At 37.9% G+C, this 26,506-nt stretch carries 25 protein-coding genes; all 25 read right to left on the bottom strand.

The features are described 5' to 3' along the window. Positions 1 to 629: STN domain-containing protein (locus CTY47_RS11220; protein WP_233202157.1), on the bottom strand; the 629-nt coding region annotated here is incomplete at its 3' end. A 117-nt stretch (positions 630 to 746) separates the two neighbouring features. After that, positions 747 to 1,613: a FecR family protein gene (locus tag CTY47_RS11215; protein ID WP_099464826.1), complete on the bottom strand. Its 867-nt coding sequence runs from the start codon at positions 1,611 to 1,613 to the stop codon at positions 747 to 749. Positions 1,614 to 1,703: 90 nt separating this feature from the next. Beyond that, the gene (locus tag CTY47_RS11210) at positions 1,704 to 2,261 is read right to left on the bottom strand and encodes an RNA polymerase sigma-70 factor (protein WP_099464825.1); all 558 of its coding nucleotides are present in this window, start codon (positions 2,259 to 2,261) and stop codon (positions 1,704 to 1,706) included. 44 nt (positions 2,262 to 2,305) lie between these two features. Next, positions 2,306 to 2,680: a hypothetical protein gene (locus CTY47_RS11205; protein WP_143813381.1), complete on the bottom strand. Its 375-nt coding sequence runs from the start codon at positions 2,678 to 2,680 to the stop codon at positions 2,306 to 2,308. A 190-nt stretch (positions 2,681 to 2,870) separates the two neighbouring features. Further along, positions 2,871 to 3,725 carry a sugar phosphate isomerase/epimerase family protein gene (locus CTY47_RS11200; RefSeq protein WP_099464823.1) on the bottom strand — a complete coding sequence of 285 codons (855 nt, stop codon included), beginning with the start codon at positions 3,723 to 3,725 and terminating at the stop codon, positions 2,871 to 2,873. Between the two features lie 21 nt (positions 3,726 to 3,746). Then, on the bottom strand, positions 3,747 to 5,261 hold the full coding sequence (locus CTY47_RS11195; RefSeq protein WP_099464822.1) for a Gfo/Idh/MocA family oxidoreductase: 1,515 nt from the start codon (positions 5,259 to 5,261) through the stop codon (positions 3,747 to 3,749). Positions 5,262 to 5,291: 30 nt separating this feature from the next. Further along, complete coding sequence (locus tag CTY47_RS11190) at positions 5,292 to 6,578, bottom strand: 3-keto-disaccharide hydrolase (RefSeq protein ID WP_099464821.1); 1,287 nt, start codon at positions 6,576 to 6,578, stop codon at positions 5,292 to 5,294. Positions 6,579 to 6,857: 279 nt separating this feature from the next. Then, positions 6,858 to 8,507, bottom strand: a complete 1,650-nt coding sequence (locus tag CTY47_RS11185) for a SusD/RagB family nutrient-binding outer membrane lipoprotein (protein WP_099464820.1) — start codon at positions 8,505 to 8,507, stop codon at positions 6,858 to 6,860. A gap of 30 nt (positions 8,508 to 8,537) precedes the next feature. Continuing rightward, positions 8,538 to 11,960 (bottom strand): SusC/RagA family TonB-linked outer membrane protein, encoded by a 3,423-nt coding sequence (locus CTY47_RS11180; RefSeq protein ID WP_099464819.1) that lies wholly within the window; start codon positions 11,958 to 11,960, stop codon positions 8,538 to 8,540. A 152-nt stretch (positions 11,961 to 12,112) separates the two neighbouring features. Continuing rightward, entirely contained in the window at positions 12,113 to 13,210 is a 1,098-nt protein-coding gene (locus CTY47_RS11175) for a FecR family protein (protein ID WP_099464818.1), read from the bottom strand. A gap of 116 nt (positions 13,211 to 13,326) precedes the next feature. Then, positions 13,327 to 13,818, bottom strand: a complete 492-nt coding sequence (locus CTY47_RS11170; protein WP_233202156.1) for an RNA polymerase sigma factor — start codon at positions 13,816 to 13,818, stop codon at positions 13,327 to 13,329. A 93-nt stretch (positions 13,819 to 13,911) separates the two neighbouring features. Next, on the bottom strand, positions 13,912 to 14,964 hold the full coding sequence (locus CTY47_RS11165; protein ID WP_099464816.1) for a DUF4434 domain-containing protein: 1,053 nt from the start codon (positions 14,962 to 14,964) through the stop codon (positions 13,912 to 13,914). Positions 14,965 to 14,972: 8 nt separating this feature from the next. Then, complete coding sequence (locus tag CTY47_RS11160; RefSeq protein WP_099464815.1) at positions 14,973 to 15,899, bottom strand: ligand-binding sensor domain-containing protein; 927 nt, start codon at positions 15,897 to 15,899, stop codon at positions 14,973 to 14,975. Between the two features lie 309 nt (positions 15,900 to 16,208). Then, positions 16,209 to 16,658, bottom strand: coding sequence for a hypothetical protein (locus CTY47_RS11150; RefSeq protein ID WP_143813380.1), 450 nt, complete (start codon positions 16,656 to 16,658; stop codon positions 16,209 to 16,211). Between the two features lie 376 nt (positions 16,659 to 17,034). Then, positions 17,035 to 18,327 (bottom strand): tyrosine--tRNA ligase, encoded by a 1,293-nt coding sequence (gene tyrS / locus CTY47_RS11145; RefSeq protein WP_099464813.1) that lies wholly within the window; start codon positions 18,325 to 18,327, stop codon positions 17,035 to 17,037. A gap of 100 nt (positions 18,328 to 18,427) precedes the next feature. Beyond that, entirely contained in the window at positions 18,428 to 19,090 is a 663-nt protein-coding gene (locus CTY47_RS11140) for a TatD family hydrolase (RefSeq protein WP_099464812.1), read from the bottom strand. Between the two features lies 1 nt (position 19,091). After that, positions 19,092 to 19,313, bottom strand: a complete 222-nt coding sequence (gene yidD, locus CTY47_RS11135) for a membrane protein insertion efficiency factor YidD (protein ID WP_099464811.1) — start codon at positions 19,311 to 19,313, stop codon at positions 19,092 to 19,094. 1 nt (position 19,314) lies between these two features. After that, positions 19,315 to 19,698 (bottom strand): ribonuclease P protein component, encoded by a 384-nt coding sequence (gene rnpA / locus CTY47_RS11130; protein WP_099464891.1) that lies wholly within the window; start codon positions 19,696 to 19,698, stop codon positions 19,315 to 19,317. Next, entirely contained in the window at positions 19,698 to 20,456 is a 759-nt protein-coding gene (locus CTY47_RS11125; RefSeq protein WP_199163421.1) for a uroporphyrinogen-III synthase, read from the bottom strand. Before CTY47_RS11125 ends, rnpA begins: the two co-directional genes overlap by 1 nt. Further along, positions 20,453 to 21,109, bottom strand: coding sequence for a DUF4271 domain-containing protein (locus CTY47_RS11120; RefSeq protein WP_233202163.1), 657 nt, complete (start codon positions 21,107 to 21,109; stop codon positions 20,453 to 20,455). The genes CTY47_RS11125 and CTY47_RS11120 overlap by 4 nt, the downstream gene beginning before the upstream one ends. 134 nt (positions 21,110 to 21,243) lie before the next feature. Continuing rightward, the gene (locus CTY47_RS11115) at positions 21,244 to 22,593 is read right to left on the bottom strand and encodes a threonine/serine exporter family protein (protein WP_099464890.1); all 1,350 of its coding nucleotides are present in this window, start codon (positions 22,591 to 22,593) and stop codon (positions 21,244 to 21,246) included. A gap of 24 nt (positions 22,594 to 22,617) precedes the next feature. Then, positions 22,618 to 22,821: a cysteine-rich CWC family protein gene (locus CTY47_RS11110; protein WP_099464889.1), complete on the bottom strand. Its 204-nt coding sequence runs from the start codon at positions 22,819 to 22,821 to the stop codon at positions 22,618 to 22,620. 243 nt (positions 22,822 to 23,064) lie between these two features. After that, entirely contained in the window at positions 23,065 to 24,411 is a 1,347-nt protein-coding gene (lpdA, locus tag CTY47_RS11105) for a dihydrolipoyl dehydrogenase (protein WP_099464808.1), read from the bottom strand. A 56-nt stretch (positions 24,412 to 24,467) separates the two neighbouring features. Beyond that, the gene (locus tag CTY47_RS11100) at positions 24,468 to 24,884 is read right to left on the bottom strand and encodes a PH domain-containing protein (protein WP_099464807.1); all 417 of its coding nucleotides are present in this window, start codon (positions 24,882 to 24,884) and stop codon (positions 24,468 to 24,470) included. A gap of 782 nt (positions 24,885 to 25,666) precedes the next feature. Beyond that, positions 25,667 to 26,374, bottom strand: coding sequence for a TapB family protein (locus tag CTY47_RS11095; protein ID WP_099464806.1), 708 nt, complete (start codon positions 26,372 to 26,374; stop codon positions 25,667 to 25,669). Between the last annotated feature and the right edge of the window lie 132 nt (positions 26,375 to 26,506).

The following is a 26,506-nucleotide window of genomic DNA, read 5'->3' as shown; positions in this document are numbered from 1 at the left end:
ACTTCATCCAGTTTCTGGGTGTCTTCTGACAATGTGATGTTTACACTGTTTTTATTTCCTATGTTAATATTTTGTGAGTTGTAACCGATATATGAAAATTCCAAAACAGCATTGGCTGGAACACCGTCCAATGAATAATTTCCGTCTATATCAGTGGTAGCACCGATTGTTGTACCTTTTACAAGTACATTTACGCCAATCAGTGGTTCTCCATTCGGATCCATAACCTTACCTGTTACGGTTTTTCCTTTTTGGTTGACAATTGAAACTTTTGCTTCTTTCGAAGTCTTATTTGTAAGGACTACGTGGTTATTTACAATCTTATAGGTAATATTGGTACCTGCAAAAACATTATCAAGAACGCTTTCTATCGAGCCTCCTGAAACATTTACATTTACCTGGTCACTCAAATCGACCTGGCTGTTGTTATAAAAAAATTTATAATCGCTTTGACTTTCTATTGCTTTAAAAACGTCAGAAATGGTTCCCCGTGTGATACTCAAAGTAATCATTTGTGATGAAGCTGCCATCACCTGAAACTGGAAAGCGGCTGTACACAAACCAAGAAGAGTAAATTTTCTCAGGGTACTAAAATTAGTTCTTCCGGAACTCCCTGTATGATTTGCCATAATTAATGAAATTAAGATTATACAATAAAATCTAAAAAAAATAGGTTAACTGTGTAATAAAAATGATTTTTTCAATTCTATCTCATAGGCTGTTAGATTTAAAGATTAATATTCCTGTTATTTAATTATTATAGTATCTTTTACAACTTGATAAGTTATTGATGTATTAGTTTTTATCACTCTTAAAATCTCTGATAAATCTTCACTATTCCGAAAACTTCCACTAAACTTCAGTTTTTTTATCTTTTGATTCTGATAACGGAATACTACATTATAATTCCGCTCCAATAATTTTGTTATGTCTTCTAAATACATCATTTCAAATGATAATGCTCCTCCTCTCCATTGAGCAAACATTTTTTTATCATATGGTACAATTTCTATTTTATTTCTACCTTTATAATAAACTGCCACTTGATTTGGCTCCAACAGTATTTGTTGCTTCGTTAATGTCGGCTGAACTACTACTTTTCCGCTAAACAATGTTGTTATTAATTTTGCATCATCACTATATGCCAGAACATTAAATGCCGTACCAACAGCTTTTACGTCAATACCTCCACTAGTTTTTACAATAAACGGAAGTTCTTTATTTTTTGCAACTTCAAAATAAGCCTCTCCATCCAAATGAATATCCCGATTACTTTTTCCGTAATCAGGAGCATATTCTATTGTAGTACATGAGTTAAGCCATACATTTGTTCCATCTGGCAATTGCAAATAACTTTTCTCACCTTTATCTGTTACCAACTTATAAGTGCCAACCATAGCCAATGGCTTTTTTTCCACAAAATAGAAAGCAGAAATCGAAAGGACAACTCCTATAAACATTGCTGCCGCATAACTCACCAATCGAAGAAACACCTTTTTTTTTGAGCCACCTGACAGTCTATTTATAGAAGAAGCCAAACGGCTCCACTCATTATTAATATCGACCTCTTCTTTTAGGCTTTCTCCAATTATATTTTTAATATATCCCTTCATCTATCAACTGTTCTTTCCTCACTTTTTAATATGACACATCTAAACAAAAGATTACTTACAAGCATAAATATTATTTTATCTAATTTTTTCTCAGGAAGACATATAATCCTTCAATTTATCTTTTAGAATTTTAAGTGCTCTATATATTTGCGTATCTACAGTTCTGACAGAGATAGTCAATTTATCAGCTATCTCTTGATTCTTTAATCCATTTATCCGGCTTAATTTAAAAATAGACTTACATTGGTCCGGCAGTTTATCTATTGTATTTTCTACTATTTTTTCGATTTCAAGTATAGCTAAATCAGAGAAAGGAGAAGGCTCATTATTATTAAAATCATTTCTTATATTATCCGGCAGACCTTCTTCTAAAGTAGTTGTAATTCTATTCGAACGGATATAGTTCAAACATTCGTTCTGTACAGAACGAAACAGATAGGCATTCAACGAAGTATGAATGTCTATCTCGCTCCTTTTTTCCCAAAAACGGAGGAATACATTCTGTAATAAGTCTTTGGCATCCTCAGAGTCGGGCACAAATTTCCGACAATGAAAATACAGCTGGAAATAAACCGAATCAAACAAAGATTTGAATGCAGTCATATTACCATTCTTAATCTGTATGATTATTTCTTCATCAGATACCATAAACTATTTGATTTTAAACAATTAAGCAACTAAAAATCAATCTTTCAGTTTTTCAAATAATCGTGAAGATTATACTTCACAATCCCGACATCTGGCTCTATATAAATTGATTTAATATCCTGTTTTGTGTTAAAACTATTGGCTGACGAATATAAAAATCCATATATATCTTTCAAATCATCTATCTCGCGTCCCCATTTCAAAGACATTTCCCAATTATACTTTTCTGAAATATTTACGTGTTTGTCATACACTTTCCATAAGGCACTATCCATTTCCTGATTAACAGAAAAATGAGAAGGCATATTTTGTATTAAAAAGCAAGCCGCTTTTAATTTCAAAGTATCTTGTTTGTAATGTTCCAAAACTTTCTCAAGTTCCGCACGATTATCTCCTGCAATAGACAATGCTCTTTTCAAAGGGTCATCTTGTTGCGAAATACAAGAAAATCCCATGATAAAAATACTCAACAAAAAAATAAGGTCAACCTTTATTCTCATTTTTCATATTAGATCTAATACACTTTCTCTATTACGAGGCAAAGCGTACAGGTTCAGAAATCATTCCTTACCTGTACGCATAACTACCTATTAACCTATGCCTATCCACTTATAAGATCTCATCGGCAGTTTTGTTGAAATACTTGATACATTCTTTAATATCAGGAACCGAATTATCCCAGTTGTATTCATATTCAATAGAGAATACCCCTTTAAAATTCTGCTTTTTCAACTCTTTCAGCATTCCCTTTACATCCAAAATTCCTGTTCCCCAAATCACATCATGCTGTTCTTTTTCACCTTCAACTTTCGGAGCTATATCCTTAAAATGTAATGAGACTATACGACCCTTCAATTGTTTCAGGCAATCAATCTGATTCAAACCTTCTCTACGCCAGTGTCCAACATCAGAACATGATCCCAACAACTTACTACGATTTGAAATTGCATTCAACAAGTTCTCTGGCTTCCAATAATCAGAAGGTTGCGGGTGATTATGGACTGAAACTTTAATATTATACTGTTTTGCCAGTTTTTCTACTAAATCCCAATCCTTAAGAGCCGGTTCGCAAGTGATAAATTCCATATTCATCGCTTTTGCAAACTTGAACATCTTTTCCCAATCAGATGGTTTATCAGCTATATAAACTCCTGTACCAACAATCTTGATTCCCTTAGAGGCTGCCAGTTCTTTTATTTCTTTCTGAGTCTGAGGATCCAGATTAAAATCAAAAACCTTATCTCCCCATTTACCTCCTAATTTATGTCCGGGAAACACCTCAATACATTTTATACCTAGTTCATGCGTCTTATCCAAAGCTTCCACCAATGTGAATTTGTGAAATGAATAAGATTGCATACCCAAGCGCCAACCCTGTTTTTCTGCCTTCGTCTGTGCCAATGAAGGCAATGCCAACAAACAACAGACAGCGGCAATTATTATTTTAGAAATTCGTCCAATCATAATTATTTATTATTAAAAGTTTTACTTCGGCATATCAGGCAAAGAGAAGCCATTATTATACGTATGTTTTATCCATTCGTTTGCCATATCTTGTGCACTGAATTCAGCAAAACGACGATCAAAACGCGGATCACCATCAATAACCTTGAAATCATCTACCGTTACTATTTTTATCTTGTCAGTCGGAGAGATATTTGTAAATTTCATATTTTCACCATCCCACTGCAATTCGCGGTGCAAGCCTTGCAGACCTGATAAGCGAACAGCTAAAACACCCATAACCACCATTTCATTAAACGGACCGGAGAACTGGAAGTTTGAAGACGCTTCTGTTCTGTTTTCCGGAGATTCTTTACAAGCACGAATCCAGTCTTGTTCATGAGCATTAGTTGACCAAATATTACCATTACCACCTTTTACACGTGCAATGGTCGGCTTAGGTTGATTGAAATGATCCATATCAGATACTGGTAACAATGTAGGATTCATACCGTAACAACCAGTCATAATCTTACCTTTTGTTCCAATAAAAATTATACCCCCATTTTCATCACCCATCATTTGTCCGTCTTTCAGTTCTTCCGGCCGAGGAGGCATCAAACCGCCATCATACCAATAAACCTTCACTTCCGGCATTTTAACATTTCCCTTCGGAGCACGAGCTGGGAATGTATAAGTTACAATCTGAGCATGAGGAGGCGAATAAAGGTTGCTCAGTGTAGAACTACCGATAACACTTGTCGGATATTTCAAATCCAAGGCCCAGTATAACGGGTCCATAATATGGCAAGCCATATCACCCAAAGCTCCCGTACCAAAATCCCACCATCCGCGCCAGTTCCACGGTGTATAAACCGGATTATACGGACGTTTTTGAGCCGGACCGATAAATAAATCCCAATCCAATGTCTTAGGAGTCTTTACAATTTCACTCGGTTGCATTAACCCCTGTGGCCAAATAGGACGGTCAGTCCAGCAATGTACTTCTGTAACCTCGCCTATTACACCAGACTGAATCCACTCTGCAATCTGACGGCACCAGTCAAATGAGTTACCTTGATTACCCATCTGGGTAGCGACCTTATACTTCTTTGCCAATTTAGTCAGCAAACGTGACTCGTAAACAGAATGAGTAAGAGGTTTCTGTGTATAACAATGTTTTCCTAAAGTAATAGCATGTGCAGTAACGCCAGCATGTGTATGGTCTGGGGTAGCTACCATAATAGCGTCAATAGAATTACCAATTTCGTCAAACATCACACGCCAATCTTTGAAACGTTTTGCATTTGGATAATCTTTGAAAGTCTTATCTGCATACTTCCAATCTACGTCACAAAGAGCAACAATGTTTTCTGTACTCATATTTGCCAGGTTGCGGCGCCCCATACCACCTACACCTATTCCGGCAATATTCAATTTATCACTAGGAGCCGTATAACCAAACGACTTGCCAAGTACCGAACCCGGTACAATAGTCAGACCGGCAGCAGCTATAGCGCCTGACTTCAGGAAATTTCTTCTGGATATGTTTTTCATAACTATTAAATTATAAAGTAATATTTTATATTATAAAGTTTTTAAATGCAGATTACGCCAAAGTACTTTTATACCGCCTCCATCATGAATTTGTAAGGCTATACGTCCTTGCCCTGCACCAATTTTTTCATCGCGGATATTAACCATTTCTTCACCATTCAACCAAGTTTGAACATTATCTCCTTGCACTTTAATGCGCATTGTATTCCAATCGCCATATTTTAAAATATCTTCTTTCTCATCAGGAATCTGAATCAACCAACCACGGCCATACGACTCATAAATGCCTCCTGTATCTTGCCCTTTCGGAGCAACCTCGACCTGCCATCCATTAACCTTTACATCAGGTTCTACAAAAGAACGGATAAAGATACCTGAGTTACCATCTGCTTCTTGTTTGAATTCGACAGTCAAATCAAAATCATCATAATATTCGCGTGTTGCCAAATAGCCATATTGCTTATCAGGACCACTCGCACAAATAAGCAATCCATCTTTTACATACCATAATTCCGTTCCATACTTATCCCAACCTGCCAGATCCACTTCGTTAAAAAGATCTACTTCTTTCGACTTCCGGGGAAGTTCTTTAACCTTAATATTACGGAACCATGCCGGATATCCATGATCTTGCAAACAAAATACTCCTTTGCGGGCTAAACCATATTCCGGAGCATTTGCCCACTTCCCACTATTTTTACGGGAGAACCAGTCATCTGTCCAGGCGTCAAACTCAATCGTTTTTTCACCATTCATGAAATAAGTTACATGCCCATTATCAAATACGATTTTTGAAGTATTCCATTCTCCGGCAGGCTTTACCTTTATTTTAGAGAAATCAGGAAGGTACATTGCATAATCAACGCCACAACGTTGCCATTCTTCCAAAGGCTCTGTAATATTCGCATCATCTAATAATTGATATTCAGGTCCGGTTACATACGGTACGGCAAACTGAGGACGTTCAACTACATGGTACAACATTCCGCTATTTCCTCCCTTCGAAATTTTCCAGTCCCAAGAAAGTTCAAAATTTTCATATTGTTTATCGGTAACAATATATCCGCTGGCATCACTTCCTCTGCCATCGGCTTGTATAGCTCCATCTACAACTTCCCATGGACCGGTAAGTGCAGTACCATTATAATCTCTCCATCCGTCCAGCGTCTTTCCATCGAAAAGGAGTTCCCATCCGTCCGCTTTTTCCTGTTCTGTCAATATATTTTGCCCGGCATCCATACATGATGATAGCAAAAAGCCTAAAGCTATTGTACATACAAGTAAAAATCCATTTGTGCGTGTTCTGTCAATTTCCATCTGAGTCTTTTTAAATTGTTCACGATTTAGGTACTAACTTCATCATTCTATTAAGATAGACACGCTTATTAAAAATATTACGTACGGCCTATTTTGTTTTTTAATTATTTTAACCAGGCACAGCGATTGCAACAAAGATATTAAATAATTAAATATTTGAATCATTTTTAACAGAAAAATCAAATAAGCCTAAATTACCCTCAGCCTATAAAAAAACCCGGAAGGTCGACGTACTGTCTTCCTTCCGGGCTTGCCATTATAATTAACCCAAACTACTTTTTATTTTTGAGCATCCCACCATATACGGGTTGTAGTTTTATCACCACCTATACGGGCAACAGCTTCATTGTAATTTGCTTCGTTTACAATCTGTTCTCTTGCCGGATAAATAATACGACGTAAAGAACCTCTCCAACCCATTGCGCCTTTTTCAGTAACATAACCGGCTTCGGGCATAGCAAACGGATCCAATGTAGGTAAACTTAAACGGCGATAATCATTCCATGCTTCCCAACCATTATCCGGGAAACCTGATAAATATTTCTGCGTAATAATCTTTGCCAATTGGGTATTATTTTCTCCCTTAGTATCATTAAAGGGGACAGTCGTTCCATATAAATTAGGCATAGTAGACTGCATATAATTAGCAATTACATCATCCGCAATCTCCACTTCTTTCATAGAAGCTTTGATTCCTTCCTCATAAAAGCTCTGAGCAGAACCACCCATGTCCCAGCCGCGAACGGCACCTTCAGCACGCAGGAAGCATACTTCAGAATAATACATCAGTGTTTGGTCGCGGTCCATATTTACAGTAAACGGTACATCCGTTTCTTTGGTACTACCCACGAAATAAACACCCACACGGGAATTATTCTTATTTACATTGTTTGGTTCCAAACTAACCGCTTTTGTATAACCTGCAGGGACACCTCTCCAACGTCCGCGATACTCTTCGCCAGCTCCATTGTACTGGTTGGTTACATTAAAATAAATAGGACCACGCGGATCGCAATATTCAGGCACTTCTTTATAACCTTCTTTCTTCGGGAAAGGAATACCCCCTAAGTTTGTAAGAAGTTTCTGCATAGAATAACTCATGGTCATACGTCCGCCATTAAACAAATGGGACACGGCATTATAATAACCATAATCGAATTTGTAATAAGAATTCTTACGGACGATCTTCACATCCTCATTGATACCTGATAACAGACCGCCATCAGCTTTTACAGCAGCTTCAGCTTCCTGCTTTGCTTTGGCAGCATCTACCTCAGTCATACGCATAGCCAAACGAAGGCGCATACTGTTTGCAAATGATTTCCAACGGGCTACATTACCCTGGAATATCAAATCACCCGAGCCAAGATTATCGCCGTCCGGATTAAGAGCAGCCGAAGCTTCAGCCAGTTCTTTCACCATATCATAATAGATATCTTTTTGTGTATCATACGGGGCTGCTTCGCCTGAATCATCACAAGCCTTTGAATACGGGATATCACCGAACAGATCCGTAGCACGAGCAAATGTCCAGACTTTCCAGATACGAGCAACCTGCACCAGATTATTATGTGCCGGATTATCTTTACAGATACGAATCACTTCATTCATGTTGGCAATCCATCCCCAATGAGCATCCCAATACTGCTGTGTCCAGTCATTATTAGGAACACATACGTTGGATGAATATTTATCGTTAGAGAAATATTGGGCATAAGTATCTACATATAGATTGTGAACACGCTGGTATAAGTCTACATTATAAACGCCCCTGATAAACACTGGAGAAAGCAGATAAACCGGATCAATCTTTTCCGGGGTCGGAGCATTCGGATTTTCATTGATGCTGTCGAAACCTTCACAAGAAGTCAAAGCAGAAGTTCCTGCCATTACAAGCATCAGTAAATAAGATTTTATTTTAGTCTTCATATTGATAATTCTTAATAAAGTCTGACATCATTAGAAAGATACGTTCAGATTAAAACCGAAACTACGCATAGAAGGGAATGAAGCATATTCTATACCACTTGCATTACCGGTACTATAGGAAGATTCAGGATCATATCCCGGAACATTATTTTTAATCAACCATAAGTTACGTCCTACAAAACTTATTTTCAGATTTGTAAACGGAGTCTTCGCCAACATACGTTTTGGAAAAACATATCCCAAAGTCAATTCACGTAAACGCAAGTTAGTTCCGTCATAAAGGAACTCTTCTCCTGAGCGTGATACGCGTGACCAATATTCCTGCGGATTTACAGCTTTCGTATTTACCTGTCCGTCTTCAGTAACGCCATCCGCAACAATACCGCCTGTTCCGGCATACCATTCATCACGTCCGGCCAATGACATTTCTGTTGTACCATACACAGCACCACGAGATAACGAATTCATATAAATATCACCACCTACACGTAAATCAAGCATAAAGCTGAATGTAATATTTTTGTAAGTAAATGTATTATTCATACTTCCTGTCCACTTCGGTAAATAGTTGCCAATCGGATTTTCAGTATCCATATTGGCTTCCAGTATAGGAAGTCCTTCACTATCTATAATTTTACGTCCCTGATCGTCACGTTTGTAACGATAGCCAATAATATCACCATAGCTACCACCTTCGCGAGCAACAACCTTCACAAAGCTTGTTGAACCTAATTCATAAACAGACAATTCAGGATGTAATTCCTTAATCTTATTTTTATTCTTTGAATAGTTAACTGTTACGTTCCATTCAAAATCTTTGGTTCTTACAGGAGTTCCTATCAAAACAAACTCAATACCCTTGTTCTGAATATTACCGGCATTGATCAAACGAGACGTCTTACCAGTTGTAGAAGAAATAGGTAATGTCAAAATTTGATTGGTTGCATCTTTCTTATACCAGGTAAAGTCTAATCCAACACGATTGTTCAGGAACCGGATATCGAAACCTGCTTCTGTAGATTTAATCGTTTCAGGTTTCAATGTAGACAACGGAATAGTTCCGTTTACTTCTGAACCCTTAATGCCATCGGCAACATCAAAAATACCATAAGTCGCAGCCAGGCGATACGGATCTGTATCATTACCTACTTCCGCATACGAACCTCTCAGTTTTGCAAACGACAGCCATTCCGGAACATTTACATCATAAGAACGTAACATATCAGAAACAACCCAGCCTAAACCAACTGACGGGTAGAAGAAAGAACGATTTGCACGAGGTAGTGTTGAAGACCAGTCATTACGGCCTGTTACATCCAAGAACACCCAATTACCATAGCTTAACTGAACAAATCCATAAATAGAGTTCACAGCTTTCTTGCTTAACCAATGGGTTGCCGTCTGCAACTCTCCGTTGCTAATAGCAAAGAAATCCGGAATAGCCAAACGGCCGGAATTTTCACTGAATGACTCGTTTTGGGTAAACATCATATTTCCTCCCACACTTACACTACCAGAGAACTTAGATCCCCACCAGTTATCTTGTGTTGCTGTAATCAAAGCATCCGTATTACGTTCGCGGAAATTTGAAGTACCTATATTATAATTACCATGGCCTTTATAATCTTTTGAATAAGGAGTAGCAGCAACCGTTTTACTTTCACTTCCAGACCAATACATATCTTCACCATGACGCAACTTGATAGTTAACCAATCGGTTGGCTGATACTGCAAAGCAATAAAGCCGATAAAACGGTCACGATGATTATTGTTTTCGTTGTTCGGAGTAAAATACGGATTTAATACGTAATTAACTTCCTTTGAAGTCCACTGCTTAACAGAGCCATCCGGATTAAACGGATCCTGCATATCCGAATAATGCACACTTCTCGGCATCATCAGATAGTTATTCATCACAGAGGTAGGATCACCAGCAACAGCAGGAGTATTCCACATTTTCTGCTTTACATAATTAACTTTTGTATCCAACGATAGTTTTTTACTCAAGTTTAATGTATTACGGAAATTAATAATATATTTATCCTGATAGTTACTTGGCACAGCACCATCCATACGTTGATATGATACTGTTCCTAAAAAAGTAGCCTTTTCTGTAGCTGCAGATGCTTCTAAAGTATTAGTAGTGGTAACCCCTGTTCCCAAATAGTCCATAATATCATTATCATACGGAGAATATGGACGAGACTGACCAGTCCAGTCTGTTACACTGCTGCCATCCATTTTCGGCCCCCAGCTATAATTGCCATCCGGATCATATACATTGTTTGTACCTTGTCCGTACACATTCTGCATCTTTGGCTTTACCAATGGACGCTCCATCATTACATTCGAATTTAATGTAATACCTAAACCTTTCGGTTGAGTACCACCCTTTTTCGTTGTAATCATCAATACACCATTACCAGCGCGTGTACCATAAAGTGCAGCAGCAGCAGCTCCTTTCAACACGGAAATTGATTCAATATCGTCAGGATTTATATCCGATAAACCGTTTCCTGAATCTGAAACACCCCACTCACCGCCGGTTGTTACACCTCCGTTAAAGTTATTAATAGGCACACCATCTACTACAACCAATGGCTCGTTATTTCCACCCAAAGAGTTATTACCACGAATAACAATACGGCTGGATCCCATACCGCCATTACCACTCTGGCTAACCTGTACACCGGCAATTTTACCACTCAAGCTATTCATTACATTGCTTTCACGAGCTTCTGTCAATGATTCGCCTTTCAGTTCCTGAACAGAATAACCCAATGCTTTTGTAGCACGCTTCAGACCTAAAGCAGTAACAACCACTTCATCCAGGTTCTCGGTTTCCGGTTCCATTGTTATATTAATAACATTACGACCGTTTAATGCTATTTCCTGTGTCTTGTAACCAATATAAGAAATTACCAACGTAGCATTCTGAGAAGGAACTTTCATAGTAAAATGTCCGTCCAAATCAGTAATCATACCAGTTGTAGTTCCTTTTACAACGACATTAGCACCAATAATAGGTTCACCGGTATTATCTTTTATAACGCCCGACACTTCTTTTGCCTGCTGGGTTGAAGAAGTTACAGCGGAAGCTTCCTTCCGGGAAATTATCACCTGACGGTTGTCAATTTTATAAGTGACATCTGTTCCTTTGAAAAGATTATCAAGAATTGCAGTTACCGGTTGTTCCTGCATATTTACATTCACTAATTTGCGGGAATCGAATGTATTATCAAGATAAACAAAAATAAACTCACTATTTTTTTCAATATAACTGAATACATCTTTAATAGTTTTGTTATTCAGTTGTACAGTCAACGTCGTTGACTGTGCATACGTATTCGCAGCGAATACGTCAGTCGTACCCAAACTAGCTATCAAGCAAAGCATACATACCGATTTGGGAATCTTAGGAAGTCTTCCTTTAAATAAAAAATGATTTTTCATACGTTTGTGTTGATTTCTTTAAACAATAATTAGCAAAAAGTTAACCCAAATGCGACCGGATAATACTCAAACACTAAAATATCCGGTTTAACGATTTTACTCTACACCATAAGCATCCTGTTTTTATAAGTTCATATATTTTTCCTTTTGATTTATTTCCTCAATTTTACCGTTATGGCATTATCCGTATTAGCGAAAGTCAGTGGGGCAGCCGTAGTAACAATACTCATTACATCTTCTACATTATCACGCAAGTCTAGTTTTCCACTGATTGTCATTTTACCCAAATCGGCATCCCAGGCTATCTCTTTGCCATAATAGCGAGATAACCTGGTTAGCACTTTACTTAGTGGTTCGTGTTTGAATATCATCATATTTTGTGTCCAACAAATATATTCGGATGCATCAACTTTACGGGTGCTGATTCCTGTTGGCTGCATACTGAATAATTCATCCGGAGACAATGTTACTTTTTCATTCTTTTTTGTCTCAACTTCTACCTTTCCATTAACCAGAACAACGGAAGATTCCATATCTTCATTATAAGCACATACGTTGAATGTAGTACCCAAGACACGAACATCCATATTATCTGTTTTTACATAAAAAGGACGCGATTCATCATGTTTTACTTCCAGATATATTTCGCCATCCACATATATTTCACGTTTATCTTTAGCAAAAACAGCCGGATAAACAACACGTGTTCCGGAGTTAACATAAATACGCGTACCATCAGCAAATGTTACATTCGTTCTCCTCCCTTTAGGGACAATGATCTGGTTATATACGGGGACTACTGTTTTTTCTTTTTTCTTCGCAATCGTTTGATCGATCTTTTCCGAATTTACGACAATGCTACCATCCGGATTGTATTTTACATTTGTATTATCTTCTACATTCAACTTTTGATCATTTGCTGTAACCAACATAATTTCCTGTGAAGAATTTTCAAGAACTGGCAACTTTGTCACGACCTGTGCCAAAGTTGGACTTTGAGGTTTTTCAGAAGAAAATCTAGAAAACATTCCCCCAATAACAAGCAAAACACAAGCGGCAGCCGAAGTAAAATACAATATACGTCTTTGCAGATTACGGCGCTCATAAACGTTTATACGCTGGCTTATCGCGTTCCACGACTCAAACTCGTCTTTGTCAAACGCTTTTGTTTCATAGCGTTTAAATAAGGGAACAATCCGGTTAACAAGGTTTCTGAATTGTTGTTTTTTATTTTGTCTACCTTTAGGCATACTTCTATTATCTTTTCTTATATAAGGAAGACGGGATTTTAACAAATCAGTACTCAATTCACAAGAAAAGTTTTATAAAAAATCACGAGAAGTATTTATCAGGCCGTCAATTTCGTTCAATTCCCCTCCATATAATATTGTCGCAACTTTACTAAAGTACGTGATACAAGATTTTTTGCCGACTGATAATTAATTCCCAGAAAATCACCTATTTCATTATAATCCAGTTCACGGATAAAACGTAAATAAACAATCTCCCGCTGCCGGGCAGATAATTTTTCTATTGCTATTTGTAATTTTTTTCTTTGGAGTAAATCATCATCACTTTCCTGGAAATGAGTTAAAAAAAAATCTTCAACGGCAAAGTCGAAGGGCAAATCATCAATCGTCATTTTATCCACATGAACAGACATTTCATCGTACAAACGGTTGCGCAATGCACGGATAAGGTAAGAGTTTATGTGTGGTGTTGAAGAAAGATTTTTACGAGTTATATACAGCTTGACAAACATATCTTGCACACAATCCCTTACCAGTTCATAATCAGGCAATAATTTCATGCCATAAGCCAGCAAAGGTTTATAATACAAGCTATAGATATATTCCATAGCCTTCTTATCTCCCGATAAAAAGCAATTCCATAGCTCTATATCCGCTAAATCAGAATAAAGCGTCATCTCTCCCTGTCTCTATCTTCTCTTTTAAGGCCGTTTTTGTATGGCAAGCCAATTAGAATAATCAGTATATAACTTTTCAGCACGTGGTTGACCGGTCGAAGCAATAGAACCCGGCTTACTCATTAAGCCGCAATATTGATAAATTAAAATATTCTCCACAAATGGAGAAATATCCGCCAACTGGGCATGAATCCTTTCAAAAGAGGATGGAATAAGCGGACTATTATAAACATCTCCCTCAAAATCGAATACTTCAAGGTCTGCCCACAAACGTGCCCGACCAGCTTTGGCGTGTGCATGATAAAGGGCTTCATAATACTTACCAGCCGTTCCGGCCTTTGCTTTCCGCACTCCAACCTCATCCTGATAAGCCACAATGTCAACATCCAGCCGATCCAACTGCCGTACGTATTGATCGTCTAATCGAATAGATTTAGTTCCATAAGGGGCAATAAGCGTTGTCGTATGAGGAAGCAAATCATGGGCCATACGCGAACAATCATTTACATAGGTAATCGTCGTTTCGTCAATGGTACGGAATAATCCCGATTCATTCGGGAAATACCAACCGTAAAAGCTCTTATGATGTCCATATTTTTCTGCAACTTCTTCCATTCCTTTGGCACGAAGAATTGCAACTTCCTTATTGGTCATCATTTTATTTACATCCCGGTAATCCGCCCAAAAATCATTACTTATAAAAAATTTAACATTACATTCGTCAGCCGCACTCAATACGGCTTCCAGCGGGTCCGGACAAGCCAGATCATACATTGGTTGTAATTTGGAAGGATATAAGGTCTTCCCGTTATCTGCTACCGAAAGCAGCACCAGGTATTCCATTCCCAACCCACTGATATCTTTTATCAAAGTCTTCCACTGGTCTGCTGTAAAAGAAGCAAACTGCGGATTCCAATAAGTCCCTTCTATTTCGGAATGATGCTTAAACTCGAACCAGGATCCCATAATAGGCTTTATATCCAAATTGCGTTTGTACTCAAAAGCCTGTAATTTACCGGCCATGCACGCAGAAGCAAGAGCCAGTCCGCTTGTATATATAAATTTTCGTCTATCCATCTTGATTCTTATTTTATATCCATTACCGAAATACCCAAACTTGTTCCCACATACAATTTATTGCCATGTTGTTGCAATACCTGAATTTTATTATCCGGCAGATTACTATTTTCAATCGTATATCTTTTCCATTGTGTACCGTCAAACATATCCAACCCTCTCCAGGTTCCAACCCAAAGCCGCCCTTTGCTATCCTCAAGAAGTGAAATCACAACATTATCCGACAGCGGAGAATTAGATGTATCATATACTTTTTCCACAACACCTTTTTTATTGAATAAAGCAACGCCTTTGCATGTACCAGCCCAAACACGATCATTCTTGCCGGTAGCTAGGGCGTATACAATATAATCAGGCAACCGGCTATTATTTACAGTATAACAAGACCACTGACTGCCATCATAAGAAGATAATCCCTGATAAGTACCAATCCATATTTTATTATTAGAATCACAAGCAACGGATAAAATCGAATTATCCGCCAAATTACAATTCTTCGTTGTAAAGTTTGTCCAGTTATCCTGATCCCCCATCATTAATCCATCTCGCCACATTCCTGCCCAGATGCGCCCTTTGGCATCTTCAAACAAAACATTAGCCGATGTCGGTATTCCTTTCACCTTCTCAAAAACCTGCGTTTCTTTATCAGCGCGATATACCCCTTTTCCCCAACCTGACATCCATAGATTATCTGTTTTGTCTACGATAAACGATTCCAGATAAGTATCTTCATCCGAAAGAAGTTTCCATCCTTCCGGCACTTGTTTATAAATTCCGGCATAAGTTGCCACAAACATATTGCCTGCCTTATCAAAGGATATGGAACGGACATCATTTTTAGGCGAATAGTATTCAACAACTTGCAAAGAGGTGAATTGAGCTTGTAAATGACACACAAACAGACAAAAAGAAAGGATTACGAATAGCTTTTTCATGGATAATTACTCTCTAAATAAATTCTGTATTCTGCAAATATACAGAATAATTCCAATCGACAAAATAAAAAGCTCCCCGACAACATTCATTATCGGGGAGCTTTTTAAGTTACTTCTGTTGTCTCACGAGGATTCGAACCTCGACAGACAGAACCAAAAACTGTAGTGCTACCATTACACCATGAGACAATCCGGCGCTTTATCTAAAGCGATGCAAAGGTAACAATAAAATTTTATTCTGCAAGTCTTTTAATAAATTTCTTACTATAGAACTTTATTCATATAGTACGTTTCTGACTGGATTTCATATCAATCATTTTCCGTAACCAACAGATTTCTTTCTTCCTCCAAGTCCTTTATCAGCTTTTCCAGGTCCATAACTTGCTGGTTGAGATACACTGTTATATTGTGAATTTGATTTTTACTTTGCGACATAAAAGCAACAAAGTCCATCAGTTCCGTAGTAAGATTTATTACTCTGGTACGGCGGGTAGATTCGTTAACATGTTGCAGATATTGCATAAAACCACCGTACAAAATCGGGATATATTTCTCCCACGGAAGTTCCAGCCTGGCAGATAGCAGTTTCATATATTTCAATCGGCCGTGCAAATAGAGAAGTTCGTTATCTACATAGTCTACCGGAAAAGCGTCTTTTACTCTTTGTGCCGCTTCAAGAAAGAATTGTTCATGCTTAACATTTTTACCGACAATGGAAACACTGTCAACGGAAAGATTGGCATTTACCTCATTATTCATAATATAAAGTTTAGGTTGGCAGAAAAAAACGGTTCCGCCTTTCCCGTTATCAAACATTTTCAACGAAGCCCGGGGAGGGCAAACACTCCTCACGGAAGTACGGAACCACCATCTGTAAAGCTATAGACGAAAAAATCCTACAACCAAACAGGATTGGGCCCACTGCCTCGTCAAACCTATTTAATACTACAAATATACTATTATTATTCAGATAGTTTCTACGTACAAAGAAAAGAGGAACATTAATATTCCACACAGAGATACGGAACCGTTATATTATATAATAGTTGAAAACAAATGGTTCGTAATTCTACAGAAATAAAAAACGTGGCGAATAAATTTCTTCGCCACGTTTCATCATATATTTAAATAATATTTACTTCGCAATGAGTAAATAATAATTCTTCTTACCTCTTTGTACCAGCAGATACTTATCATCAAGCAATGATCCGCAATCTATTACAGTATCTGCTTCAGTAAGTTTTTCTTTATTCAAACTCACTCCTCCACTTTGAACCAATTTACGCATTTCTCCTTTTGACGGAAAAACAGAAGCTTTTTCGGTAAACAAGTCCGCAGCCTTGATTCCGGCAGAAAGTTCAACACGGGATATTTCAAATTGAGGAACGCCATTGAATACATCCAACAACGTATCTTCATCCAGTTTCTTTAAAGTCTCAGATGTGGAGTTTCCGAACAAAATATTAGAAGCCTCTACAGCCGCTTCATAATCTTCTAAAGAGTGAACCATAACAGTCACCTCTTTTGCCAGACGTTTTTGTAACGGACGTAAATGAGGAGCTGCTGCCTGCTCTGCTTCTAAAGATGAAATCTCTTCTTTATCCAGAGCCGTAAATATCTTGATATATTTTGCGGCATCGTCATCACTTACATTCAGCCAGAACTGATAAAATTTGTAAGGAGAGGTATAGCGACGGTCCAACCAAACATTTCCGGATTCAGTTTTACCAAACTTGCCTCCGTCGGCTTTCGTAATAAGAGGACATGTTAAGGCAAAAGCCTCACCGCCCAATTTACGACGGATCAATTCCGTTCCTGTTGTGATATTCCCCCACTGGTCAGAGCCTCCCATCTGCAAACGGCAACCTTCATGTTCATATAAAAACAGATAGTCGTATCCTTGCAACAACTGGTAAGAAAATTCCGTAAACGACATACCGACATTCGAATCCGAACTCAAACGTTTCTTTACAGAATCTTTTGCCATCATATAATTAACAGTAAGATGCTTACCGATATCACGAATAAAATTAAGGAAAGAATAATCCTTCATCCAGTCGTAATTATTTACCAACTTGGCCGCGTTGGGAGCATCAGAGTCGAAATCAAGAAATTTAGCCAACTGCGCTTTGATCGCATTCTGGTTATGGCGAAGCGTTGCTTCATCCAGCAAATTGCGCTCGGCCGACTTCATAGAAGGGTCGCCAATCATACCTGTCGCACCTCCGACCAAAGCGATAGGACGATGCCCGGCACGTTGAAAATGCTTCAGCATCATCACACTTACAAGGTGACCAATATGTAATGAATCTGCAGTCGGGTCAATACCAACATAAGCGGAAGTCATCTCTTTTTGTAATTGCTCTTCTGTTCCGGGCATCATATCATGAATCATGCCCCTCCATTTTAATTCTTCTACAAAGTTCATCGTATTAAATTATATCGTATTAATTATTATACTGTTTTATATATGAATGAGGACAAAGGTAAGATTTTTTAATTGAGAATAGACAACTGACAATTGATAATTATTTGATTAAGCCTAAACGGGCAACGTTTTCCGCCACCTGCTCAACAAGTCGGGACTCTTCAATAAATAAGGCTTCTGCAATTTTCCTATAGACAATACGTACATCCACTGGCTTATCGTCCGTCTCTACAAACAGACGTCCAGGCCAGGCTATTCGCACAGCTTGCAGATTAAAATATTCACCAAACGAAAGATAAAAGCCCTGACGAATCAATTGAGTAGCTAAAATATCATTCCCCCGGAATCCATGAATGATCCACGGCACTCGGGGTTTTATTTTGTTTTTTGCCGCCTCTATTTCCTGCCATGCTTTCACACAATGGATAATCATCGGTTTACAATATTTTTCTGCCAAATCGGCTTGGGCAAGAAAAACATCCTGCTGCAAAAAAACGGACACTTGTGCCAGTTTATCAAAGCCGGCCTCTCCCAACAGTACAACTTCCGGTAAGGAAAGATATTTCTGCAACTCATCCAATTGCCTTTCCACATCATCAATATACCGGGGATGGATTCCACACGAAAAATAGTTTCTTTCGGAAGAAATTCCAGTTTCTTTTGGAGGAAACTCAAATTTATTCCGAAAGGAATCGATATTGACTATTGCAATGTCGTTCGGACGGACAGATGGCTGATGTGTATGTATATCGAAGTATTGCATTTTACGGAACAGGATCGTATCCGCTTCCTCCCCACGGATGGCAACGGAGTATTCGTTTAATCGCCAAATATAAACCTTTTACCGGTCCGTGCTTCTTCAGTGCCTGTACAGCATATTCCGAACAAGTAGGAGTAAACCTGCACGAAGCCGGTGTCATCGGGGAGATACAATATTTATAAAAATAAACCGGCAACAAAAAAAGTACTGTAAAGAAGCGTTTCATTTTATTTATCCCGAAGGATAGCCAATGCTTTATTCATTGCCTTTTCCATATCGGTAAACGGGCGGATTTCTTTATCTAAATAAAGAAAGGCAATCAACATATTTTTATTTTTTTCGGAAAGTGGTTCTATCAAATCATATTTGCGAACTCTATAAGCTTCCCGTACCTGACGTTTTATTAAATTACGTTTTACAGCACGTTTGAATCTTTTTTTGGGGACACTCACCATTATTGAAACAGGAACAGGCATTTCCTCTTCTGTGGGCAAATAGACAACTCGCAATGGAAACGCTACAAACGACTGCCCTTGGGCAAATAATAAATCAATGTAGCGTTTCCATGACAAGCGTTCTTCTTTTGAAAGGGTATTCTTTTTGTTAGTAATCATCCTTTCTTTTTATCACCTAGCTCTTTTTTCAGGAATAATTCCAATGCTGCTGTCATAGAAGGGGCTTCTGGAGTAGGCGCTTCCACATCCAGACGAAGTCCGGCTTCTTTTACAGCCTTTGCTGTTGTAGGACCAAAGCAACCTATTCTGATATCATCTTGCTTAAAATTCGGAAAATTCTTCAATAAAGAAGAGATTCCGGAAGGGCTGAAAAACACCAACATATCGTAATCAAATTTTTCATCTTTTGAAAAATCATTACTTACCGTACGATACATGATTGCCTTTGTATAGTTAATCTTCTTAACTTCCAGCATAGAAAATAAATCTTCCTTATGGACATCTGATACGGGAATCAGATATTTTTCCTTTGCATGTTTAGCAATAACAGTAACCAAATCTTCCGGCTTGCCTTGTCCATAAAATATTTTACGCTTTCTATAAACAATATATTTTTGAAGATAAACTGCAATTGCTTCAGTCATACAAAAATATTTCATCGTTTCCGGAATAGTAACTCTCAGTTCTTCACACAAGTGAAAAAAATGATCTATTGCCGTACGGGCTGTAAAAATAACAGCACTGTAATCTAAAATTGAAATTCTTTGCTGTCTGAATTCTTTCGAACTTAAAGGTTCAACCTTGATAAAAGGGCGGAAATCTATTTCCACACCATACTTCTCTGCAATATCGAAATACGGTGATTTCTCTGATGCAGGCTTCGGTTGTGACACCAGCACTTTTTTAATATTCAATGCCATAATAGAGTACTCGTCTCGATAAAATTATACAAATAAAATATACCTTTGTACAAGAATATTAAAGGTAAAATTTCTTGGCCACAAAGGTACAAACTTATATACAATAAACCAGAATTTTTCTTGTGAAATATCCGTATTGTCTTATAAATTATTACAAAACGACACAATATATAGAAAATTGCAAACAAGATTACAGGAACAAAAATATGGGTTCCCACAAAGACCAACCACAAAACCGGAATATACAGCAAAACTCCCCATGCTCCCATAACAGCATTGTAATTTGTCTTCCACAGCTTATAACGTACCGGATCGGCAAACACGCTGCCAAACAAAAAATAAAGAAATTGCTTAAACTGGTAAAACAAAAAAAGAATTATAAAAATAACACCGATAGAAAGCAATACCGTACTTTCTTTCAAATGGTTAATATACCCATAAACTCTTGCTATAGCAAAAAGTGAAACGCTGGTAAGAAATAAGGTCTGAAACAATATAAAATTACGAAAAAACCATTCGCTACCTACCGGTTTTTCAAAAAGGCTTTGTCGTTCTTTCAAAAAAACAATATCTTTCAGCATTTTTATAAATAAACGGAAATTGGAATGGAAAACGATGGAAAACGCTATGAATAGCAGAAGAAGCATGGAGAATATCACATCATCCACCAACTGTCCGTCCCATAAACGTATACCAACATATCCTTCGAATATTCCCATCTATTTCAGAATTACGGTGCAAACTTACATAAAATCTTTATGAAATAAAGTGGAATACAATCCTACCATTCAATAAATTTGCCACGCATACGGCGCTTTTCCAATTCTTCCTGCAAATGGCATTGACGATCTTTAGCAATATAGCGACGGGCAAAAATATTGGGTACGGCTACGCCAAGCGAAATACAAAGAATGATAAGTGCAGAATTAATACCATTAAAAAAAGCATTGGTCACTTCGCCTACAACTCCATGTAAATTAATGAATGCCAATAAAGAACGGTACATCAATACTCCCGGAATCATTGGAATCACCGAAGGGATAGTCAATACATGATTAGGCACATGAAACCAATGGACAGCTTTTACCGCAATAAGGCTAACCACAAAACTACCCATAAATGAGCCGATTACAGGGCCATATCCCAATTCAAAATTTACGAAATTGCGTGTACATACGGCAATGATACCTCCTATTGCCACCACCCATAACAAACGTCTTTGTATATTGAATATCATAGAAAATCCCATGGCCGAAATAGCTGCCGCAATTGCATAAATATAATACGGGTCGTGAGGGACCATACTTAATTCACTGAATTTATGATCTATTGCAACATCATTCATTACCAATACACGCATTGCAAAAGCAATACCGAAAGTCATTGCCATCACCATCATAGCTGTATTTGCAGCACGTGTGATGCCTACCAGCAAATGATTATCTATCATATCATCCACAAAATTAATCAAAGGAACTCCCGGCACAATAAACAAGGCACAAGCTAATAACGGATGATAAGGCGTATCGGACAATCCGGAATAAGAAGAAGCATAAGCCAGGCAAGTAGAAACAAAGGCTGCAATAGCGATACTCATGTAAACATTAATACCAAATTCTATACAACGCGCACGTATTCGGAATCCGATAAAAGCACATATAGAGGCAAAAAGAAAAGCAATCCAGTCGCAACCAAATAATTTACAAAAGCCTCCACATGCAAAACCTGCGCCGATAGCTACCAGATAGGGTGTGTAATTCCGGGGTTGACAGGCTATTTTTTCCAATTCTTCTTCATATTTATCCAAAGAATAATCATGTTCTATTGCATGCCACGATAACTTACTAACCTGTGAAATCGTAGTCATATTAATACCATGTTTTTCACATTTCTGAAATTTGGAAAATGAATGCCTGTCATCACTCACATTTACAATAATCATCGTCCACCGGATATCCAAATGCAATTTTTCTTCAGGAATACCCATAAAAGCAGCTACACGCTTCATATTCCGTTCAACACGGTTTGTGTCGGCTGCGCTTTCCATAAGTAATTTTCCAGTACGAAGCAAAAGATCTAGTTTACGCCGTAATAAAAATACTTCTTGGTCATTCAAAGAATCACTTTCCATCTTCATCTATATCTTATCTTAATCTTACAAAGACTTATCATCATGTTTTTTTGAAAAATTGAGCTTGATTTCTTCCAGACAAGATTTACACAAACATTTTGGATAGTAAAGCCTTTTAACATACTCTCGTTGAGAAACATCAAGTTTCACAGTCGAGCACTGGCAATAGGCAATATTATCAGACTGACATACAAAAGAAGCACCGCATCGCGGACATGTCTTTTCCATAAATACTAATTTAGATTCTATAATCTTTTTGCATTTGCGTCCTAACCCACGAAGATATAAACCTTTCCGGCCAGACGGCCAGCAGTAAAAGGTCTTTCCTAATAAAAACAAGGCATCAATTCGGAAGCAAATATAGGAATTTTTCGGAAGCCGATTACAAAGAGGAAAACATAAGAACCTATTTTTTATATCGAAGCCAAAAACAAATCATCCCGATGATTTAAAAAAAAGATCGGGATGAAATTATAAAGCTTCTTTTATTATTTCTCCTACGGTAGGATGAGGGAATACAATAGACTTCAATTCTTCGGCCTTCATACCTTTTTCAATAGCTATACCGGCAATTACAATCAACTCGGAAGCCGGATTACCTAATAAATGGGCACCAACTATCGTTTCATCTTCCAGAAGCACTAATTTGCAAACACCATTACCCATTTCATTTTCTGCTACAAAACGGCCGGAAAATGACATTGGAATCTTTTTTATTATATAAGATATACCTTCCGACCGCACTTCTTCTTCGGTCTTACCTACACCTGCAATCTCTGGATTAGTATAAACAACACCAGGTATGGCCTTGTAACTCATGCCTTCCTCAGCCTTCCCCAGGATATGTTTAATTGCAACTTCTGCTTCGCTCACTGCCGTATGAGCCAACAAAGAAAATGCCGTAATATCGCCACACGCATATACATTCGGTAAAGAAGTCTGCATATATTGGTTTACTTTAATACCATTACGGAACGGCTCAACGTCTAATGTTTCCAGCCCGAAACCTTTTGTCACCGGACGACGCCCCACACTTAGTAATACTTTATCGCCGTGTAATGTAAAAGTTTCGCCATCTTTTTCAACAGAAACTTCCGTACCATGTACACCTGTTACTTTATGACTCAAATAGAATTTAATGCCACGTTTTGCATATTCGGCCTGCAACATTTCAGACAACTCCCGATCCATCGGACCAAGTATTTTATCCAACATTTCAACTACGTGCACTTCCGTACCCATACTGTTGAAGAAGGAAGCAAACTCCATACCGATAACCCCGCCTCCGATAATCACCAGCGAAGCAGGAAGTTCTTTGGATTGCAACGCCTCACGGCTTGTCCAGTACTCCGTTTCAGACAACCCGGGAATAGGAGGAATAACCGTTTCAGAACCCGTGCATATTAACAGATTAGTTGCTTCAAAAGTATCTTCGCCGCAAAGAATAGTAATCGTTCCATCAGTTGCACGATCTTTTATTTCAGCTTCACCTGCAACCATAACAACTCCATGCCCGGTCATCTTCATACGAATACCGGCTGTCAGTTTCTTAACTACTTTATTTTTGCGGGCAATTATTTTCGGAAAGTCAAAAGAAGGATTTTCAGCAGATACGGCATATTTGGAAGCATGTTTGATCGTATCATACATTTTAGCCGAATAAAGGAGTGTTTTTGTAGGAACACATCCTTCATTCAAACAAACACCTCCCAGTGCGTTCTTTTCGAAAAGAACGGTAGAAAGACCCGCTGCGGCTGCTTCTCCGGCAGCCGTATAACCGGCAGGACCTCCACCGATTATGGCAACATCGTATTTCATGTTTTCAGATTTAATTAAGTTTTATATTAGGATTAACTTTCAGCAATGCAAATGATTTATATCACAGGCTCCTTGATCTGTATATCAGGATTATGTTTGCGAAGTAATTTTACAAATTCTTTTTTATTAGTTGGAGAAACCAGCATCCATTGGAGACCGTTTTTATAAATAATAAGGCGGTCAAGAGAAAGAGCATAACTGGAAACCGGCATCACAGTTGTCTCTACGGCTGTTATATCCGAAACAGCAATACGTTTTTCGGGAAAAATGCTGCAATGTACTACCAGTTGTCCGTCTTCCGTTATTTTATACCACGTATTAAGCAACATGTGTATTAATAACATACAAGTTAACAATCCGACAATCATACCTGCAACATTCGTACTCAGAAACGCTCTGATGCAAACGGCTATTATAATTAACAGTCCCAAATGAAACCACCAACCAACCTTTGATTTAAATACTCTATCCATCTTTCCTGAAATTTGGCGCAAGATAGCGAAAAAGATCAAGAGCCATAGTGTCTATTTCATTCTTTATTGTTACATCTAAGCGTTCAAAACAAATCTAACATTAAAATTTCTAATTATGATTACATAAAAAATCTGTGAGTTACTTGATGTTTCTCGTTTTTCCAAATCAAGCGTAGCCGGATCCTATCAAGACGAAAAGTTTAATGACTTCGACACATTCTTTGCACAACCGTTGTTGTAGTTGATGAATTTATTACTACGGGTGGTGACGACTATAAAGAAGAGTTGTTTCCTGAAGCACGGTTAGATACTACCATTACCGATCTGGAAACAACACCTTCATTTTTCAGATATCTGAAGAAATATCCGATATTAGACAATAACACCCCGTTCAAGGCAAAACTAAAATATTATAGACCATGAACATCACCAATTACGACAGCTCCTACTTCGGAGGGCTGATAGTAAAAAGGATGAATGAGCTTGTTTCAGACTCATTTCCGTCCGAAGCATCCCAAAGCGGTACCTTGTTTTTTCTGGGAAAAGTATTCCGACAAAAAATATTGGAAGGGTGTAATCAAGTGCTTGCAGTTAATACAACAAGACTATAAGGTAATCTAACGATAACAACATCCATTACTTTTCAGTCAGTGCTTTTATAAATAACCAGGCTAGCTTATATTGAACAAGCTAGCCTGGTTTATACGAAAATACGCTGTCACTTTTCAGCAACAGCGTATCCACTTAAACCGGTTTATACAACGTAAGATTGTAAGTCACCTTTATTTTAATTCTTCCAGGACAGTATAAGATTGGAGAACATTGTTTTTATCGTACTGTTCGGTACGCACCAAACCAACATTAGGAGCATACCATTCATATCCGTAACCAGTAATTACCTCTTTGCTTTTTGGCGAACGGCTGTTCATTTTATATTTTACTTTTGCACAATCGAATGTTCCGGCAGGAGTAGTAATGCTTTCGTTAGTCATATATTCGCGATCGTAAATATTGACATCACGACGGTTTTTACGGTTCTTTTTATCGTATATCTTTACCGAAGCATTATCCATATATACATCATCACTATTGAAACTAGGGACAAATGTATTTGGGTAGTTCACAAAATTATCAGTAATATCCACATCCGCATTCATTTCAGAAACCACTCCAGGATATGACAAAACCTGTTTCATATCCATAAAGAACTCACCATTCTGGCAATAAGCCTCCACATCCCCTTTGTTTACAACTGTTCCGGCAGGGTTTGTAAATACATAATCAGCCTCTACCTGCGTACCCGAAGGAATCGCTTCGACTTCATCTACTTTATAAGTCATTATAGTTTGTAAATTTCCTTTTGCATCATATCCTTTACGCACCAGAACAGTTCCTTGTGTCTGGGGAAAGAAAAATGTACAATCTTGAGCCATTATTGTTCCTGCGCCAAGCATTGAAAATAAAGTGGCGAATAATACTTTTACATTCATACTACAATATATTAAATGGTTAATTACTAGTTATATGACGGTTATAGAACACAAAAAGAGAGCGAATGTTCAAAGCCATAAGTTTAAAATATCCAAAGAAAAGACGTCTTATCCTGAGTTAATTTCTAACTT

It is taken from the genome of Parabacteroides provencensis (assembly GCF_900232875.1).
GTDB classification, from domain to species: domain Bacteria; phylum Bacteroidota; class Bacteroidia; order Bacteroidales; family Tannerellaceae; genus Parabacteroides; species Parabacteroides chinchillae.
The sequence above is the reverse complement of the archived record's forward strand: the minus strand, read 5'-3'. Positions and strand labels throughout refer to the sequence as shown.

Coding starts and splice junctions, on each gene's coding strand:
- CTY47_RS11215 (WP_099464826.1), bottom strand. CDS start 1,613: ATGAAGGGATATATTAAAAATATAATTGGAGAAAGCCTAAAAGAAGAG.
- CTY47_RS11210 (WP_099464825.1), bottom strand. CDS start 2,261: ATGGTATCTGATGAAGAAATAATCATACAGATTAAGAATGGTAATATG.
- CTY47_RS11200 (WP_099464823.1), bottom strand. CDS start 3,725: ATGATTGGACGAATTTCTAAAATAATAATTGCCGCTGTCTGTTGTTTG.
- CTY47_RS11195 (WP_099464822.1), bottom strand. CDS start 5,261: ATGAAAAACATATCCAGAAGAAATTTCCTGAAGTCAGGCGCTATAGCT.
- CTY47_RS11190 (WP_099464821.1), bottom strand. CDS start 6,578: ATGGAAATTGACAGAACACGCACAAATGGATTTTTACTTGTATGTACA.
- CTY47_RS11185 (WP_099464820.1), bottom strand. CDS start 8,507: ATGAAGACTAAAATAAAATCTTATTTACTGATGCTTGTAATGGCAGGA.
- CTY47_RS11180 (WP_099464819.1), bottom strand. CDS start 11,960: ATGAAAAATCATTTTTTATTTAAAGGAAGACTTCCTAAGATTCCCAAA.
- CTY47_RS11175 (WP_099464818.1), bottom strand. CDS start 13,210: ATGCCTAAAGGTAGACAAAATAAAAAACAACAATTCAGAAACCTTGTT.
- CTY47_RS11170 (WP_233202156.1), bottom strand. CDS start 13,818: ATGGAATATATCTATAGCTTGTATTATAAACCTTTGCTGGCTTATGGC.
- CTY47_RS11165 (WP_099464816.1), bottom strand. CDS start 14,964: ATGGATAGACGAAAATTTATATATACAAGCGGACTGGCTCTTGCTTCT.
- CTY47_RS11160 (WP_099464815.1), bottom strand. CDS start 15,899: ATGAAAAAGCTATTCGTAATCCTTTCTTTTTGTCTGTTTGTGTGTCAT.
- CTY47_RS11150 (WP_143813380.1), bottom strand. CDS start 16,658: ATGAATAATGAGGTAAATGCCAATCTTTCCGTTGACAGTGTTTCCATT.
- tyrS (WP_099464813.1), bottom strand. CDS start 18,327: ATGAACTTTGTAGAAGAATTAAAATGGAGGGGCATGATTCATGATATG.
- CTY47_RS11140 (WP_099464812.1), bottom strand. CDS start 19,090: ATGCAATACTTCGATATACATACACATCAGCCATCTGTCCGTCCGAAC.
- yidD (WP_099464811.1), bottom strand. CDS start 19,313: ATGAAACGCTTCTTTACAGTACTTTTTTTGTTGCCGGTTTATTTTTAT.
- CTY47_RS11120 (WP_233202163.1), bottom strand. CDS start 21,109: ATGCTTCTTCTGCTATTCATAGCGTTTTCCATCGTTTTCCATTCCAAT.
- CTY47_RS11115 (WP_099464890.1), bottom strand. CDS start 22,593: ATGGAAAGTGATTCTTTGAATGACCAAGAAGTATTTTTATTACGGCGT.
- CTY47_RS11110 (WP_099464889.1), bottom strand. CDS start 22,821: ATGGAAAAGACATGTCCGCGATGCGGTGCTTCTTTTGTATGTCAGTCT.
- lpdA (WP_099464808.1), bottom strand. CDS start 24,411: ATGAAATACGATGTTGCCATAATCGGTGGAGGTCCTGCCGGTTATACG.
- CTY47_RS11100 (WP_099464807.1), bottom strand. CDS start 24,884: ATGGATAGAGTATTTAAATCAAAGGTTGGTTGGTGGTTTCATTTGGGA.
- CTY47_RS11095 (WP_099464806.1), bottom strand. CDS start 26,374: ATGAATGTAAAAGTATTATTCGCCACTTTATTTTCAATGCTTGGCGCA.